The organism is Streptomyces sp. NBC_01689 (assembly GCF_036250675.1).
In the GTDB taxonomy this organism is placed as follows: domain Bacteria; phylum Actinomycetota; class Actinomycetes; order Streptomycetales; family Streptomycetaceae; genus Streptomyces.
Window position 1 is genome coordinate 6,161,165 of sequence record NZ_CP109592.1, and the last position, 15,433, is coordinate 6,176,597.

Genomic DNA, 15,433 nt, shown 5'->3' on the forward strand with positions numbered 1-15,433 from the left:
CGGCGGTGACCCGGCCCCCGCGGGCTGTGGTGCCGGGGTCAGCCCTTGATCGCGCCCTGCATGATGCCGCCCACGATCTGCTTGCCGAACAGGAGGAACGCGATGAGCAGCGGCAGCGTGCCGAGCAGTGCGCCCGCCATGATCACGGCCTGGTCCGGGATGTAGCCGGTGCCCAGCGAGTTCAGGGCGACCTGCACGGTCGGGTTCTGCTGGTTGAGCGCGATGATCGGCCACAGGAAGTCGTTCCAGGCCATCACGAACGTCAGCAGGCCGAGCACCGCCATGGCCGGCCGCGCCGCCGGGAAGACGACGTGCCACACGACCCGCAGGCTGCTGGCGCCGTCGACCCGCGCCGCCTCGATCAGCTCGGTGGGCAGCGCCTGCACCAGGTACTGCCGCATGAAGAACGTACCGAAGGCGCTCACCAGGGTGGGCAGGATGACGGTCTGCAACTGGTTGGACCAGCCCAGGTCGCTCATCCACAGATACAGCGGTACGACGGCCAGCTGCGGCGGGATCATCATCGTGCCGATGGTCAGCAGCAGCAGGAGACCGGAGAACCTGAACCGCAGCTTGGCGAAGGCGAACCCGGCGAGCGTGGAGAAGACGACCGTACCGACCGTGATGGTGCCGGCGACGATCGTGGAGTTGACCATCGCGGTGCCGAGCCCGGCCTGGTCCCACGCGGTCTCGAGGTTCTTGAAGAGGTTCCCGCCGAACCACAGCGGCGGCGGTGTCTGCGCCAGCCGCGCGTTGTTGCGCGAGGCGGCCACGGCCGTCCAGACCAGCGGGGCGAGCGAGACCAGCGCGAAGACGGTCAGCACGACATAGGTGACCGGACCCGCGTGCATCTGCTTGCCCGCGCCGAGCACCCGGCGGCGTCCGGTGCCCCGGCCGTCCGCGGCCGCCTTCGGCCCCGCCTGAGGGGCGGTCAGTTCAGTGGTGGTCATTGGGATTTCCTCAGCCGTCGGGTGACCAGCAGGTTGATCGCGGCGACGATCAGCAGGATCAGGAACATCGTCCATGCGATCGCTGACGCCTTGCCGAGGTTGCCGATGCCCCAGCCCTGGTCGTACATGTAGAGGCCGAGCGTCTGGTACTGGTGCGCGGAGCCGCCCTTCGAGCCGCTGACCCCGCCGAACAGGAGCGGCTCACCGAACAGCTGCGTCGCGCCGATCGTGGACACGACCACCGTGAACAGGATCGTGGGCCGCAGCATGGGGATCGTCACGTGGCGGAACTGCTGCCAGCGGCCCGCGCCGTCCAGGGCCGCCGACTCGTAGAGGTCGGTGGGGATCGCCTGCATCGCCGCGAGATAGATCAGCGCGTTGTAGCCGGTCCACCGCCAGATCACGATCGAGGAGACGGCGAACTGGCCGCCCCAGTCGGACTCGCGCCAGTTGATCGGGTCGACCCCGACGAAGTGCAACAGCCAGTTGATCATGCCGCCGTCCCACGAGTACAGCAGCGTGAAGACGAGGGTCGCCGCCGCCACCGAGGTGGCGTACGGGGTGAGCATCACGACCCGCCACACGGTCGAGCCGCGCAGCCGGTAGTTGAGCAGGTGGGCGATGCCGATCGCCATGAGCAACTGCGGCACCGTGGAGATCACACCGATGGTGAAGGTGTTCTCCAGGGCGTTCCAGAAGAACTCCGAGGACAACAGGTTCTTGTAGTTGTCCAGCCCGGCCCAGGTCTGGTGATCCAGGCCTGACAGCTGCACGTTGTGCAGCGAGTACCAGGCCGTGTACAGCAGCGGCACGAGCCCGAAGGCCCCGAAGACGATGAAGAAGGGGGCGACGAACGCGTACGGAGACGCCTTCATGTCCCAGCGGTACAGCCGGCTGCGCCAGGAATCCGGGCCCGGCGGCGGCGTACCGCGACCCTGAGCGCCCCGGGCCGCGCCCGGCTGGGAGCCGGGCGCGGCGTCGGCGCTCGTCGCGGTGTGCGCGAGAGCCTCCTTGGAGCTGGTCACTGGCCGAGCACGTCCTTGATCTCCGCCTTGGCCGCGTTCCAGCCCTGCTCGGGGGACTTGCCCTTCTGCTCGACCTGGAGGATGCCCACGTCGGTGATCGCGGTGCCGATCGGCTGGTCCTTGGTGCCGAAGGTCTGCACCGGGATGGTCTTCGCCGAGTCGGCGAAGATCTGCGTGATCGGCGCGTCCGAGAAGTACGAGGTCGTCGCGGCCGCCGGCTTCAGGCTGTCGTACGCCGCCGGGGTCGACGGGAAGCTCGCCTGCTTGGCGAAGACCTTCGCCTGCTGCTCGGGCGCGGTCAGCCACTTGGCCAGGGCGATGGCCTCCTTCTGGTGCTTGCCCGCCGTCGGCACGCCGATGAACGAACCGCCCCAGTTGGCCGCGGTCGGCGCGGCCGCCACGTCCCACTTGCCCTTGCCGGCGTCACCGGACTTCTCCTGGATGTAGCCCATCATCCAAGCGGGGCAGGCCACCGTCGCGAAGGAACCCTTGGCGAAGCCCTGGTCCCACGTCGGGTCGAACTGCTTCAGCTTCGCCGACATGTCGCTGGTCGCCACCGTCATCGCGGCGTTCCAGGACTTCTTCACGCCCGTGGACTTGTCCCAGATGACGTTGCCGTCCTTGTCGTAGTACCGCTGGCTCTCGCCACCGAGCGCCGCGTTGTAGACCGAGGAGGCGGAGTCCACGAACTTGGTGCCGCTCGGCGCCTTCTTCATGTACTGCTTGCCGAGGTCGACGTACTTGGCCCAGTCGCCCTTCCACTGCGCGGCGAGCTTGGTGCGGTCGGTCTCCAGACCGGCCTGCTTGAAGAGGTCCTTGCGGTAGCAGATCGCCATCGGGCCGATGTCCGTACCGAGCCCGATGGTCTTGCCGTCCTTGGTGGTGGCCTGGGCGAGCTTCCAGTCCAGCCACTGCGACTTGTCGACCTCCTTGCCGAGGTCGACGAACTTGTCGGCCTGGGTCTGGACGGCCTCGGTGATGTTGCCGACCTCGATCGCCTGGATGTCGTCGGTACCGGAGCCGGCCTGCAGACGGGTGAGCGTCTTGGGCCAGTACACGTCGGTACGGGTGGTGACGTTCTCCTTGATCGAGATGTTCGGGTGCAGCTTCATGTACTCGTCGTAGAGACCGGCCTGCTTGTAGCCGAAGACACCGAAGGTGCCGACCGTCAGAGTGGTCTTGCCCTTGCCGCCACCACCGCCGTCGCCCGAGTTCGACGATCCGTCGTTCGAGTCGTTGGCGCAGCCGGCCAGCAGCCCTGTGGTCAGCGCGGCGACGGCCGCGAGGGCCCCCAGCCTGCGGGACCGGCGGGTACTCGTGCGCATTGCGTCCTCCTGTTGCCTGACGTGCCGACCCCCCGGCCAACTGCATTGTTGGGCCCGTTTTTCTCGCTGCGGCTCGGGCGGGGAACGTGCGGGATGTGTAGGTGTCAGGTACCGTGGGAGCGCTCCCACAGGTGATGTGTTGAAGAGTCGTCGGTTCGCGCGGGGGTGTCAAGGGAGCGGACACGGAGAGACGCGTTCAGTTATCGGCCTGTTAACTAACTCCGATGGCGGGGGCGTACGAGGGTGGGGGACGGATGGAGCGGCCCGTGCCGAGGTGACGTCACGGGGCCCGCGGCGGCGTCGCCGGGTCCGGCACCGCAGCCTCGGCGAGGTTGCCACCGCGGCCGGGCCCCTGTCCATGAACGGGACTGTTAGATTCCAGGCCAGCCGCTCAGCGACGCGGCTTCGACGGGAGGCGGACCATGGCAGGCCACGGAGTGCGGGGCCGGAGCGGCGGGCGGCCGACCCTTGAGGAGGTCGCCGCGCGCGCCGGTGTGGGCCGCGGCACGGTCTCCCGGGTGATCAACGGTTCCCCGCGGGTCAGCGACGCGACGCGCGCCGCGGTCGAGGCGGCCGTGGCGGAACTCGGCTATGTCCCGAACACGGCGGCCCGTGCCCTCGCCGCCAACCGTACGGACGCGATCGCGCTGGTCGTCCCCGAGCCGGAGACCCGGTTCTTCGCGGAGCCGTACTTCTCGGACATGCTCCGGGGGGTCGGCGCGGAGCTCTCCGACACGGAGATGCAGCTCCTGCTGATCTTCGCGGGCAGCGACCGGGAGCGGGAGCGCCTCGCCCAGTACCTGGCGGCGCACCGCGTGGACGGGGTCCTGCTGGTCTCGGTGCACGCGGACGACCCGCTGCCGGACCTCCTCTCCCAGCTGGAGATCCCGGCGGTGATCAGCGGCCGGCGGTCTGCGGAGGAGACGCTGCCGTCCGTGGACTCCGACAACTACGGCGGAGGACGCCTCGCCGTCGAGCACCTGGTCGCCCGGGGGCGCCGCCGGATCGTGCACCTCGCGGGCCGCCTCGACGTCTTCGGCGCCCAGCGCCGTGTGGACGGCTACCGCGAGGGTCTGCGCGCCGCGGGCCGTCCGGTCGACGACGCCCTCATCGTCGCCGGTGACTTCACGGAGGAGGGCGGGCGCCGGGCGATGACCGAACTGCTGGAACGCTGCCCCGATCTGGACGCCGTCTTCGCGGGCTCGGACGTGATGGCGGCCGGCGCCCGCCAGGTCCTGCGCGAGGCGGGCCGCCGTACACCGGACGACGTCGCCCTGGTCGGCTACGACGACTCGGCCATCGCCCGGCACATGGACCCGCCGCTGACCAGCGTGCGCCAGCCGATAGTGGAGATGGGCCGGGCGATGATCGACCTGCTGCTCGGGGAGATCGCGGACCGGCGCCCGGCGGTGTCGCGGGACCTGGAGAAGCGTCAGGTCGTGCTGCCCACCGAGCTGGTGGCGCGCGCGTCGTCCTGACGGCGTCCGGCGTCGACTCGCCACCCGTCGCCGACCGGACGCCGGCACGGCTCCGTCGGGACCACTGCCGCCGTCGCGCTCCGTCCCGCCGGAGCGTGGACCGCTCCGTACCGCTGACGGCCGAGTCGCCCCGCCGCTGTCGACGCCGTTGCCGCACCGGAGCAGTTCCGTAGGGCAGTCTGGCGGGTATGGTCCTCCATCCCCTGCTGGGAGTCGATGAAGTGTCCGCCGTGGAGCCCTATCTGGGCCGGGTGGGCGAGGTGTTCCGGGCGTTCCGCGAGCAGGACTCGGGGTGCGTGTCGTACGGGGTGAGACTGCTCGACGGCGGTCGGTGGTTCCTCAAGGAGGCGGTCACCGATCGTGGCCGGCGCTCGCTGGAGCGCGGCTGGGCCTTCCACCGGTCGGTGAAGCACCGGGCGATCGTCCCGCAGGTGCACCGCATCGCCGTACGGGACGGCGGCTGGGCGGTGGTGATGCCCTGGCGGGAGGGAGAGGCGCTGTATCCGGCCGAGGCGGGCGGCGACCGGGACCGTACGGAACAGGCCGGTGCGATGGCACGCTTCCGCGCGCTGCCGGCCGACGCGGTCCTGCGCGCCTTCGACCGGGTCCTCGACGCCCACCTCGCGGTGGAGGCGGCCGGCCAGGTCGCCGTCGACTTCTACGACGGGGCGCTGCTGTACGACTTCGACCGTGACGTCGCCCATCTGATCGACCTCGACGAGTACCGGCCGGGTCCGTTCGTCGTCGAGGACGAACGCCTGCCGGGCTCCCGGCGGTTCATGGCCCCCGAGGAGTGGGTGCGCGGGGCCGTGATCGACACCCGGACGACCGTGTTCACGCTGGGCCGCGCCGCGCGGCTCCTGCTGGACGAGGGCGCGGAGGAGGCCGCCTGGCGGGGCAGCGCGGCCCAGCAGGCGGTCATCGTCCGTGCCACCCGGACCGATCCGGGGGAGCGCTTCGAGAACGTGCACCGTTTCGCCGAGGCGTGGCGGGCGGCCGGCACCTCGCCGGACGCCTGATCCGGGCGTCCGGGCGTCCGGGCGGGATGTCCGAGCCGGGCGTCCGGGTGTCAGATGCGGTGGTCCGGCGCGGGGTGCCCGGGCCGGTGGTCCGGCGCCGGGCGCGCGGTGGGGACGTCCTGAGGCCCTACCGCGCGCTGCCACCGGACCTCGCCCTCGTGGAGGATGCCGGTGGGGGACAGGCCGGCCGCCGCGGCGACGGCCGCGGACGCCCGGTGGTCCGGGTGGACATGAGCGACGACCGTACGGACACCGGGTTCCTCGCCGAGCCGGCGGACCAGCTCCCGCGCGGCCTCCCGGGCGAACCCGCGCCCCTGTCGGCGGGTGCCGACCACCCAGGCGACCTCGGCGGTCGGCACGGTGACCGTCGCCTGGACGGTCCCCACCAGGAGGCCCCCGCCGTCGTCCGCCGCGGCCCCGCGCAGCCGCAGCACCCAGTTGCACCAGAGGACGGCGGGATCGGGGGAGCCCGCGACCAGACGTGCGTAGCGTGACCGCAGGGACTCGGGGGTGGCGGGCACACCCCCGGTGAAGGTGTACAGCTCCGGGTCGGCCAGTACGGCGGCCATCTCCTCGGCGTGTTCGACGCGCAGGGGGATCAGGTCGAGGCGGGGGGTGCGGAGGATCTCGGTGTGGAGGGGCACGTGGTGAGCCTAGGGACTGTCCCTGACTCCGCCGCGGGCGCACGAGGACCACGGGGCCCCGCCGTGTTGCCGGACCGGACGCGCCGGGCCGGTGCATGATCGAGGCCCGGTCCGCTCGTGCGGACCGGGCCTCGGTCTGTCAGGGTGAGTGACGGGACTTGAACCCGCGACATCCTGGACCACAACCAGGTGCTCTACCAGCTGAGCTACACCCACCACGACCGGTCTTGGTTTCCCTGACCGGCCGAGAAAAAGTGTACAGGGTCCGGAGGGGTGCTCGCGCCCGACTTTGTCCGGGGTCCTCGCAGACCCCGGCCACGTGTCATTCGACGGGCAGTACGTGCTTCGCCGCGATGGTGCGGGCGGTGTCCGAGTCGGGGCCGGGCTGCGGGACGAAGATCGCCTCGCGGTAGTAGCGGAGTTCGGCGATGGATTCGCGGATGTCGGCGAGGGCGCGGTGGTTGCCGTTCTTCTCCGGGCTGTTGAAGTACGCCCGGGGGTACCAGCGGCGGGCCAGCTCCTTGACGGAGGAGACGTCCACGATGCGGTAGTGGAGATAGCCCTCCAGCGTGGGCATGTCGCGGAGCAGGAAACCCCGGTCCGTGCCCACCGAGTTCCCGCACAGCGGGGCCTTGCCCGGCTCCTTGACGTGCTCACGCACGTAGGCCAGGACCTGTTCCTCGGCGTCGGCCAGGGTCGTGCCCGCGGCGAGTTCGGAGAGGAGGCCGGAGGCCGTGTGCATCTGGCGCACCACGTCCGGCATCGTCTCCAGGGCCGCGTCCGGCGGGCGGACCACGATGTCCACCCCTTCGCCGAGCACGTTCAGCTCCGAGTCGGTGACCAGCGCGGCCACCTCGATGAGTGCGTCCTCCGACAGCGAGAGCCCGGTCATCTCGCAGTCGATCCACACCATGCGATCGTTCATGGCCCCAACCCTACGGCGCGCTCCGGCGCACGGGCAGGTCCGGGACGGCGGCGGCCGGGAGCGAGGCGCGGCCCGCGGGTGCGGCCGGTGCCGGGCCCCCGGACACCGGCCGCCCGCATACGGCGACGGCCCGGGACCCGAAGGCCCCGGGCCGTGCGCGGCCGGGCGGGGTGACGACGTCACGGCACCGCGGCGCCCGAACGCCGGAGCGCTAGGGCGCGCTGCGCTGCCCGGGCAGGCTCGGCCGGCCCGCCGTGTACAGATCGGCGCCCGGCTTGCCCGGATCCGCCGCGGTCGACAGCGACGAGGCCCCGCTCAGGGCGCCGGCCGCCGCCGTACGACGGGTCTGCGCCGGGACCGGGCTCTCCTGGCTCAGGACCGGCGGCTGCCCGGCCGAGCCCAGCGGACCGTCCGGTTCCGACGGCCGCTCGGACTGCGGCCGACGTGCCCGGTACGCCGCCCGGTAGGCGGCCGGGGACGAGCCGAGCTGGCGCCGGAAGTGCCCGCGCAGGGCGACGGGTGAGCGGAAGCCACAGCGTCCGGCGACCTCGTCGACCGAGTAGTCGGACGTCTCCAGCAGTCGCTGCGCCTGCAGCACACGCTGGGTGATCAGCCACTGCAGCGGCGCGCTGCCCGTCAGCGAGCGGAAGCGGCGGTCGAACGTGCGGCGGCTCATGTACGCGCGGGCCGCCAGCGTCTCGACGTCGAACTGCTCGTGCAGGTGTTCCAGCGCCCAGGCGACGACCTCCGCGAGGGGGTCGGCGCCGATCTCCTCCGGTAAAGACCGGTCGAGGTAGCGCTCCTGTCCGCCGCTCCGGCGCGGTGGGACCACCAGACGACGGGCCAGCGCGCCGGCCGCCTCGTTGCCGTGGTCCGTCCGCACGATGTGCAGACAGAGATCGATTCCGGCCGCGGTGCCCGCCGATGTCAGTACGTCACCGTCGTCGACGAACAGCTCGCGCGGATCGACGTGCACGGACGGATAGCGCTTGGCGAGCGTCGGCGCGTACATCCAGTGGGTCGTCGCCGGACGGCCGTCCAGCAGTCCGGCGGCGGCCAGTACGAAAGCACCGGTGCACAGTCCGACTATGCGGGCCCCCTCCTCGTGCGCCCGGCGCAGCGCGTCGAGCGCTTCCTCCGGCGGCGGCGAGGTGATCGAGCGCCAGGCGGGCACCACGACGGTGCCCGCGCGCGAGATCGCCTCCAGGCCATGCGGCGCGGTGAGTTCCAGGCCCCCTGTGGTCCGCAGCGGGCCGTCCTCGCCGGCGCACACCAGAAGTCGGTAGCGCGGCACGCCGGCGTCCTGGCGGTCAATCCCGAACACCGACAGCGGTATGGAACTCTCGAAGATGGGGCCGCCGCTGAACAGCAGCACCGCGACGATCTCCTTGCGGCGTCGCCCGGAGAGTTTCCGGGCCGCGGCTTCCGGCGCGGCAGTGGAGTCGTGGCTCATACTGCTAAGCCCCCCTCGGTGGTCGCGGCTCCTCGGTTGTGTCGCTCCTGCACGTTTCCCCTCGGTCCTGCACGAGTCCCCCGCCGTAAGACAGTCAAGATCGAATCTACTGTGTCCCGTCACGCCAAGGTGACCACTTCGGCACTCGGCAGAATGTCGACATGGCAACTTGGCGTGAAGCATTCGATCACGAAGCGTTGCACTCACGGGCCGTGCAGGGAAGTGCGCCTCGTGTCAGTGGCCAATCCCCATAGGGTGCATGAGCCCCCCGGGGGCCTTAAAGCGCAGGTCGAACGCGGGTTGAGGGGTCCTTACCGCAAGGGATGCCCGGGAGGCCGAAGTTGGCTGAAAAGAAGCGGGGGCGTGCGCGGAAACCGGTCAGTCGACCGGCTTCTTTCCCGCACCGCGGCGTCCGCCCCTGTGCGCCCCCGAGCCACTCCTGCCCGGCAAGCCGCTCATGATGTGCGTGTCGGCCACATCCTGCCTTCCGGGAGCCGGCACCGACGCGACCCCGGGGGCGGCGCCGGGCCCGGGAACCCGGGTGACGCGATCTCCTCCCCGGCGGTCTCCCCCCTCGTGACCCCCTCCGTCCGGGGCCTGCGGACCGGCGGCGAGATCCCGGGCGGCGGGGTCCCGCGCGTCCCGGTCCTGCCCGTCGCGGCCCCGTCCGTCCTGGCGCCGACGGGGCCGCATCCGGGGCCCGTGTTCCCGGGGGCCGCGTCCCCGCGGTCCGCTTCTGCCGTGCCGCGCGCGGTGCCCGGGCCGCTCCTCGGCGCGCATCCGGGCGGCCCCCTTCTCGGACTGGCGCAGCAGTACCAGGCACGCCGCGGTGACGGCCGCCAGTCCCAGTGCCGTGCCGGCCGCCCCGGCGAGCGAGGTGCCGAACCAGACGAGGACGACCGGGACGAGGACACAGCTGAAGGCCGCCCAGCGGGCCACCTCGCTCGCCGTGTCCGGGGCGGGGGGCCCTTCGGGGCGCGTGCCGGAGGAGGGGCGGGACGCGGTCTCTGGTCCGGGCACGGTCTGCTCCCTGGTTCCCTGGTACTCCATTGCTCTCCATGGCGGTGGCTCACCTGTTCAACGCGTGTTCGACCGGCCGGTCACTGCCCGGCCGCCGGTGTCCGCTCCCGCGGTGGTGCATCCCCGGTGAACCCTGTGCAAACAGCCTGTACGGGGCAGCGACCATTGCGCTGAGGGCGCCTCTCATGCATGCTCCGGAGAACGCCGCACAGCGTGCGCGGTATCTGGGCAGAGGAGGAGTGCCGCCGTACCCTTGGGGGTATGGGGTTGGGAAGATGATTCCCGGACACAGCTCTGCCGATCGTTGTCGTCCCCACCACGAGGATCCAAACGCCGAGATACCCATGGCCGGTCACGAATTCTTCGATCCCGCGGACCGCAAGCGCCCGCTCGCCGATCCCACGGCGGCCGAGCCCCTGGCGGCGGAAGAACCCCGCCAGTCCTGCGATCCAGCCTTCAAGCACGGCGTCGTCGTCGGTTTCGACGGTTCGACGTCCAGTGAACGTGCCCTCGCGTACGCGATCGGGATGGCCCATCGCTCCGGCTCGGGCCTGATCATCGTGCATGTCGCGAACCGGCTGCCCACCACGGTGTGGGCGGGCTGTGAACCACCGGTCTTCGTCGACGTGCCCGACCATCGCACCGAGGTGCTCGGACTCGAGCTCGCCTGCGCCGAGTACCTGGCCGAGGTGCCCTGGATCCTGGTCGAGCGCGGCGGGGACATCTGCCACGAACTCGAAGAGGTGGGGCGCGAGTACGAGGCGGACGCGATCGTCGTCGGCTCCACGCACGGCATCGTCGGCCGCATCTTCGGCTCGGTGGCGGGGCGGTTGGCCAAGCGCGCCCAGCGTCCGGTGATCGTCATTCCCTGACCGGCCGTCAACATGCCGCCCGCCTGGGCGGGGTGACGGCTCCGTCTCCCCGGTGAATCGTCAACTCCCGCCCGTCCGCGCCCGGAAAAGGGTGAATCCGTGTCGGTGGCGAGGTGGATTGTGCCTTTGTGAAGGGTACATACCGGTCACCGGCCCCATCCCTCGGCCGGTCTCTCGCAGCACGACTGCACCCGCATGAAGGGAGCCCGCCGTGGACAATGACGTCCCCTCGGGAAGCACCACCTCGACTCTCGGCCAACTCGCCCTCGGACTGACCCTGTTGCTGTTCGGCCTCGGGAACACCCGGGTGATCGACGGAGTGACGCAGGCCGACTCCGTCCCCCTCGCCACCTACGTCGGCGGGATCGCGCTCTTCGTCGCGGGCCTGGTTGCCTTCCGTGACCGCGACGCCTTCACCGGTACGGCGTTCACGGCGCTCGGCGCGTTCTGGTTCACCTGGAGCGTCACCGCCGACGGGCGGATGTCGGCCAACGCCACCGGCCTCTTCCTGCTCCTGTTCGCACTCGTCGCGCTCAGCCTGACGGCCGGCGCGAGCGGCGCCCCGCTGCTCGCCCGGGGGACGTACGCGCTGCTGTTCGTGGCGCTTCTCCTGCTGGCGGTCAGCCAGTTCGGGGACAGCGCCGCGCTCGCCAGGGCGGGCGGCTGGTTCGCCGCGGCCGGCGGTCTGCTGGCCTGGTACGCGGCCACCGCGGCGCTCGCCCACTGGCCCACCGCGCTTCCCGGACGCGCCGCCGGCCGGGGGGTGACGGCCACCGGCTGAGCCCGGCGCGGGCCGGGGTGACAGGCGGCTCCGGCCCCGGAAGGAACGGCCCCCTGTGCGAAGGTGGCACGCACAGGGGGCCGTTCATGTCCAGGCGGCCGTGACCGGGCGGACTACTCGACCGTCACCGACTTCGCGAGGTTCCGCGGCTTGTCGATGTCCCGGCCCAGCGCCAGCGCCGTGTGGTAGGCGAGGAGCTGCAGCGGGATGCCCAGCAGGATCGGGTCCAGCTCGTCCTCGTTCTTCGGGACGACGATCGTCTGGTCGGCCTTCTCCTGCTCCTGGTGCGCGACCGCGAGGATCTTGCCGCTGCGGGCCTTGATCTCCTCCAGGGCGGCGCGGTTCTTCTCCAGCAGGTCGTCGTCGGGGACGATCGCTACCGTCGGCAGCGCGGGCTCGATGAGCGCCAGCGGGCCGTGCTTGAGCTCGGAGGCGGGGTAGGCCTCGGCGTGGATGTACGAGACCTCCTTGAGCTTCAGCGAGGCCTCGCGGGCCACCGGGTAGCCGCGGACCCGGCCGATGAAGAGCATCGAGCGCGCCTCGGCGTACTGCTCCGCCAGCTTCTTGATCTCGTCCTCCTGCTTCAGGATCTCGGAGATCTGCCCGGGCAGGCGGCGCAGGCCCTCGATGATCCGCTTGCCGTCCCGGACCGACAGGTCCCGGGTCCGGCCGAGGTGCAGGGCGAGCAGCGCGAAGGCGACGGTGGTGTTGGTGAAGCACTTCGTCGACACGACGCAGACCTCGGGGCCCGCGTGGACGTACATCCCGCCGTCCGCCTCGCGCGCGATCGCCGAGCCCACGACGTTGACGACGCCCAGGACCCGCGCGCCCTTGCGCTTCAGCTCCTGGACGGCGGCCAGTACGTCGTACGTCTCACCGGACTGGGAGACCGCGACGTACAGCGTGTCGGGGTCGACCACGGCGTTGCGGTAGCGGAACTCGGAGGCCGGCTCGGCGTCCGCGGGGATACGGGCCAGCTCCTCGATCATCTGCGCGCCGATCATGCCCGCGTGGTACGAGGTGCCGCAGCCGAGGATCTTCACACGGCGGATCTGACGCGCCTCGCGGGCGTCCAGGTTCAGACCGCCGAGGTGCACGGTGGAGAAGCGGTCGTCGATACGGCCGCGCAGCACGCGGTCCACGGCGTCGGCCTGCTCGTGGATCTCCTTGTGCATGTACGTGTCGTGGCCGCCCATGTCGTACGAGGCGGCCTCCCACTCCACGGTGGTCGGCTCGGCCGTGGTCCGGGTGCCCTCGGTGGTGTACGTGCGGAAGTCGTCGGCCTTGAGGGTGGCCATCTCGCCGTCGTCCAGCGTCACTATCTGCCGGGTGTGGGTGACCAGGGCGGCGATGTCCGAGGCGACGAACATCTCCTTCTCACCGATGCCGAGGACGACCGGGGAGCCGTTGCGGGCCACCACGATGCGGTCGGGGAAGTCGGCGTGCATCACGGCGATGCCGTAGGTGCCCTCGATCACGCGCAGCGCCTGGCGGACCTTCTCCTCCAGGGTCTCGGCCTGGGAGCGGGCGATGAGGTGGGTGAGGACCTCGGTGTCGGTCTCGGAGAGGAACTCGACGCCGTCGGCCTCGAGCTTCTTCCGCAGGTCGGAGGCGTTGTCGATGATGCCGTTGTGGACGATGGCGACCTTGTTGTCGGCCGACATGTGCGGGTGCGCGTTGACGTCGGAGGGCGCGCCGTGGGTGGCCCAGCGGGTGTGGGCGATGCCGGTGGTGCCCTTGAAGCGCGCGGGAACCTTGGCCTCCAGGTCGCGGACCCGGCCCTTGGCCTTGACCATCTTCAGGCCGGCCGCCTTCGGCGTGGTGACGACGATGCCCGCCGAGTCGTAGCCGCGGTACTCCAGCCGCTGCAGCCCTTCGAGCAGCAGCGGAGCCACGTCACGCCTGCCGATGTATCCGACGATTCCACACATATATACGTATTCCTCAGCCGTAGACAATGCGGCGCAGCTGCCTGAGCGTGAGCTCCGGCGGCGCGACCGCTCGGTACTTCAGGTCCGCCTCGATCCGTTCGAAGATCGCCGTGTTGACCCAGCCCTGGGCCTGGAGCTCGCGGTGGCGGCGGCGGACGTACTCCTCGGTCGGCTCGTCGAAGTAGGCGAGCACGTCCTGGATGACCCGCAGCGCCTCGCCCCGGTTCAGGGGCGTGGAGCGCGTCAGATGATCCGCAAGTTCGTCGTGCACCCGATGATCCTGGAGTACAAGGAGTCGATTCGCAAGAATCCTGCCCGATATCGGGCAAGCGACTGTTGAATCTCTTATGGGTCGCTGTTTGCGAACTGTCCATGCGCCGTCTTGCGCCGCGTCGATTGCCGGGAGCAACTTCTGAGCCCATGGACACTCCACGCATGGGCGTACCGGAGAAGCTCGCCGAGCGCATGAGCATGGCCGAGCAGCACGAGTATCTCCGCGCCAAGTTCTCGCGGCGCAACATGATCAGAGGCGGAGCCGTGACCCTCGGCGCCGTCGCCGGCGGTGCCTTCGTACCGGGCGCCGTCGCGCAGGCCGCGGTCCCGACGCGGGCCGCCGCGTCGTCCGCCGAGAAGGTCGACGGTGCCCTCGTCGCCCCCTTCGGCCGCCACCTCGCCTTCGGCAACGACCCGCGCACGGAGATCACGGTCTCCTGGCAGGTCCCGACCGCGGTGTCGAAGCCCTACATCCGCATCGGCGCCCACCCCTGGGACCTCTCCCGCAAGATCGAGGCCGAGGTCCGCACGCTGTACACCCCGGCCGGCGTCGGAGTGAGCGGCGACCACACGCAGTACTACCTGCACGCCAAGCTCACCCATCTGCGCCCCGGCCGGACGTACTACTACGGCGTCGGCCACGCGGGCTTCGACCCGGCCGCGCCCCACCTGCTGGGCACCCTCGGCACCTTCACCACCGCGCCCGACCGCGCCGAGCCGTTCACCTTCACGGCCTTCGGCGACGAGGGCGTCGGCTACCACGGCCTCGCCAACGACGCCCTGCTGCTCGGCCAGAACCCGGCCTTCCACCTGCACGCCGGCGACATCGCGTACGCGGACCCGGCCGGTGCGGGCAAGACGGAGGACGCCGGCTTCGACTCGCGCATCTGGGACCAGTTCCTCGCCCAGACCGAGACGGTCGCCAAGCAGGTGCCCTGGATGCCGGCCTACGGCAACCACGACATGGAGGCCTGGTACTCCCCCAACGGCTACGGCGGCGAGGAGGCCCGCTGGACGCTTCCGGACAACGGGCCCGACAAGAAGAACCTGCCCGGCGTCTACTCCTTCGTCTACGGCAACACGGCGGTCATCTCGCTGGACGCCAACGACATCTCGTTCGAGATCCCGGCCAACCTCGGCATCTCCGGCGGCACCCAGACCAAGTGGCTGGAGGGGCGGCTCAAGAAGTTCCGGGCGTCCAAGGACGTCGACTTCATCGTGATCTTCTTCCACCACTGCGCCTACTGCACCTCCACGGCGCACGCCTCGGAGGGGGGCGTGCGACAGGAGTGGGTGCCGCTGTTCGAGAAGTACACGGTCGACCTGGTGATCAACGGCCACAACCACCAGTACGAGCGCACGGACGTCATCAAGGGCGACAAGGTCACCAAGAAGCTGCCGATCGGCGGCACGGCGTACCCGGAGACCGACGGTGTCGTGTACGTGACGGCCGGCGCGGCCGGACGCAGCCTGTACGCGTTCAGCGCGGCGGAGTCGTACGAGGGCCACGAGAACGAGGTCGACTCGGTCGCCTCCTTCGTCAACCTGAAGGACGGCAAGCTGAACGAGACGGTCGCCTGGTCGCGCGTGCGCTACCTCAACTACTCGTTCCTGCGCGTGGACGTCACCCCCGCCTCCAAGGGCCGTCTGACCACGCTGAAGGTCCGCGGCATCGCCGAGACCGGCGCCGAGGTCGACCACTTCACGGTGGCCCGCCGGGCCAAGTAGGCCACACCC

Annotated in this window: 14 protein-coding genes and 1 tRNA gene; 5 read left to right on the forward strand and 10 right to left on the reverse strand. The window is 70.8% G+C overall.

Translation table 11 applies throughout. From position 1 onward, the window contains the following. Positions 1 to 38: 38 nt before the first annotated feature. Genes OG776_RS26285 through OG776_RS26295 form a run of 3 tightly spaced genes read right to left on the reverse strand, consistent with a single transcriptional unit; the run spans position 39 to position 3,300 of the window. Complete coding sequence (locus OG776_RS26285; RefSeq protein WP_148008543.1) at positions 39 to 950, reverse strand: carbohydrate ABC transporter permease; 912 nt, start codon at positions 948 to 950, stop codon at positions 39 to 41. Beyond that, the gene (locus OG776_RS26290) at positions 947 to 1,975 is read right to left on the reverse strand and encodes a carbohydrate ABC transporter permease (RefSeq protein ID WP_148008542.1); all 1,029 of its coding nucleotides are present in this window, start codon (positions 1,973 to 1,975) and stop codon (positions 947 to 949) included. The genes OG776_RS26285 and OG776_RS26290 overlap by 4 nt, the downstream gene beginning before the upstream one ends. Continuing rightward, a complete protein-coding gene (locus tag OG776_RS26295; protein WP_148008541.1) occupies positions 1,972 to 3,300 on the reverse strand; it encodes an ABC transporter substrate-binding protein in 1,329 nt (442 codons plus the stop codon). The genes OG776_RS26290 and OG776_RS26295 overlap by 4 nt, the downstream gene beginning before the upstream one ends. A 422-nt stretch (positions 3,301 to 3,722) precedes the next feature. Between OG776_RS26295 and OG776_RS26300 the strand changes: the two genes are divergently transcribed. Both OG776_RS26300 and OG776_RS26305 read left to right on the forward strand, forming a co-directional pair. After that, positions 3,723 to 4,778, forward strand: coding sequence for a LacI family DNA-binding transcriptional regulator (locus tag OG776_RS26300; RefSeq protein ID WP_148008540.1), 1,056 nt, complete (start codon positions 3,723 to 3,725; stop codon positions 4,776 to 4,778). Positions 4,779 to 4,966: 188 nt separating this feature from the next. Further along, the gene (locus tag OG776_RS26305; RefSeq protein WP_148008539.1) at positions 4,967 to 5,797 is read left to right on the forward strand and encodes a serine/threonine protein kinase; all 831 of its coding nucleotides are present in this window, start codon (positions 4,967 to 4,969) and stop codon (positions 5,795 to 5,797) included. Between the two features lie 50 nt (positions 5,798 to 5,847). Here the strand turns inward: OG776_RS26305 and OG776_RS26310 are convergent, their stop codons facing one another. The 5 genes from OG776_RS26310 to OG776_RS26330 all read right to left on the reverse strand — a co-directional run bounded on the left by OG776_RS26310 (position 5,848) and on the right by OG776_RS26330 (position 9,839). Next, positions 5,848 to 6,441 (reverse strand): GNAT family N-acetyltransferase, encoded by a 594-nt coding sequence (locus OG776_RS26310; RefSeq protein WP_329322627.1) that lies wholly within the window; start codon positions 6,439 to 6,441, stop codon positions 5,848 to 5,850. Positions 6,442 to 6,584: 143 nt separating this feature from the next. After that, positions 6,585 to 6,657, reverse strand: a tRNA-His gene (locus OG776_RS26315). A gap of 106 nt (positions 6,658 to 6,763) precedes the next feature. Further along, the gene (orn, locus tag OG776_RS26320) at positions 6,764 to 7,366 is read right to left on the reverse strand and encodes an oligoribonuclease (RefSeq protein WP_148008538.1); all 603 of its coding nucleotides are present in this window, start codon (positions 7,364 to 7,366) and stop codon (positions 6,764 to 6,766) included. A 211-nt stretch (positions 7,367 to 7,577) separates the two neighbouring features. After that, entirely contained in the window at positions 7,578 to 8,819 is a 1,242-nt protein-coding gene (locus OG776_RS26325) for a helix-turn-helix domain-containing protein (RefSeq protein WP_148008537.1), read from the reverse strand. Positions 8,820 to 9,197: 378 nt separating this feature from the next. Further along, positions 9,198 to 9,839 carry a hypothetical protein gene (locus OG776_RS26330; RefSeq protein ID WP_329322628.1) on the reverse strand — a complete coding sequence of 214 codons (642 nt, stop codon included), beginning with the start codon at positions 9,837 to 9,839 and terminating at the stop codon, positions 9,198 to 9,200. 344 nt (positions 9,840 to 10,183) lie between these two features. Between OG776_RS26330 and OG776_RS26335 the strand changes: the two genes are divergently transcribed. After that, positions 10,184 to 10,711, forward strand: a complete 528-nt coding sequence (locus OG776_RS26335; RefSeq protein WP_054232865.1) for a universal stress protein — start codon at positions 10,184 to 10,186, stop codon at positions 10,709 to 10,711. A gap of 211 nt (positions 10,712 to 10,922) precedes the next feature. After that, positions 10,923 to 11,492 carry a GPR1/FUN34/YaaH family transporter gene (locus tag OG776_RS26340; protein WP_148008535.1) on the forward strand — a complete coding sequence of 190 codons (570 nt, stop codon included), beginning with the start codon at positions 10,923 to 10,925 and terminating at the stop codon, positions 11,490 to 11,492. Between the two features lie 113 nt (positions 11,493 to 11,605). Here OG776_RS26340 and glmS read toward each other — a convergent pair whose 3' ends face one another. Both glmS and OG776_RS26350 read right to left on the reverse strand, forming a co-directional pair. Continuing rightward, on the reverse strand, positions 11,606 to 13,423 hold the full coding sequence (glmS, locus tag OG776_RS26345) for a glutamine--fructose-6-phosphate transaminase (isomerizing) (RefSeq protein WP_148008534.1): 1,818 nt from the start codon (positions 13,421 to 13,423) through the stop codon (positions 11,606 to 11,608). Between the two features lie 13 nt (positions 13,424 to 13,436). Continuing rightward, on the reverse strand, positions 13,437 to 13,694 hold the full coding sequence (locus tag OG776_RS26350; RefSeq protein ID WP_148008533.1) for a hypothetical protein: 258 nt from the start codon (positions 13,692 to 13,694) through the stop codon (positions 13,437 to 13,439). A 164-nt stretch (positions 13,695 to 13,858) separates the two neighbouring features. On the opposite strand from OG776_RS26350, the gene OG776_RS26355 reads away from it, so the two are divergent. Continuing rightward, on the forward strand, positions 13,859 to 15,424 hold the full coding sequence (locus OG776_RS26355; protein WP_329322629.1) for a purple acid phosphatase family protein: 1,566 nt from the start codon (positions 13,859 to 13,861) through the stop codon (positions 15,422 to 15,424). The last annotated feature ends 9 nt before the right edge of the window (positions 15,425 to 15,433 follow it).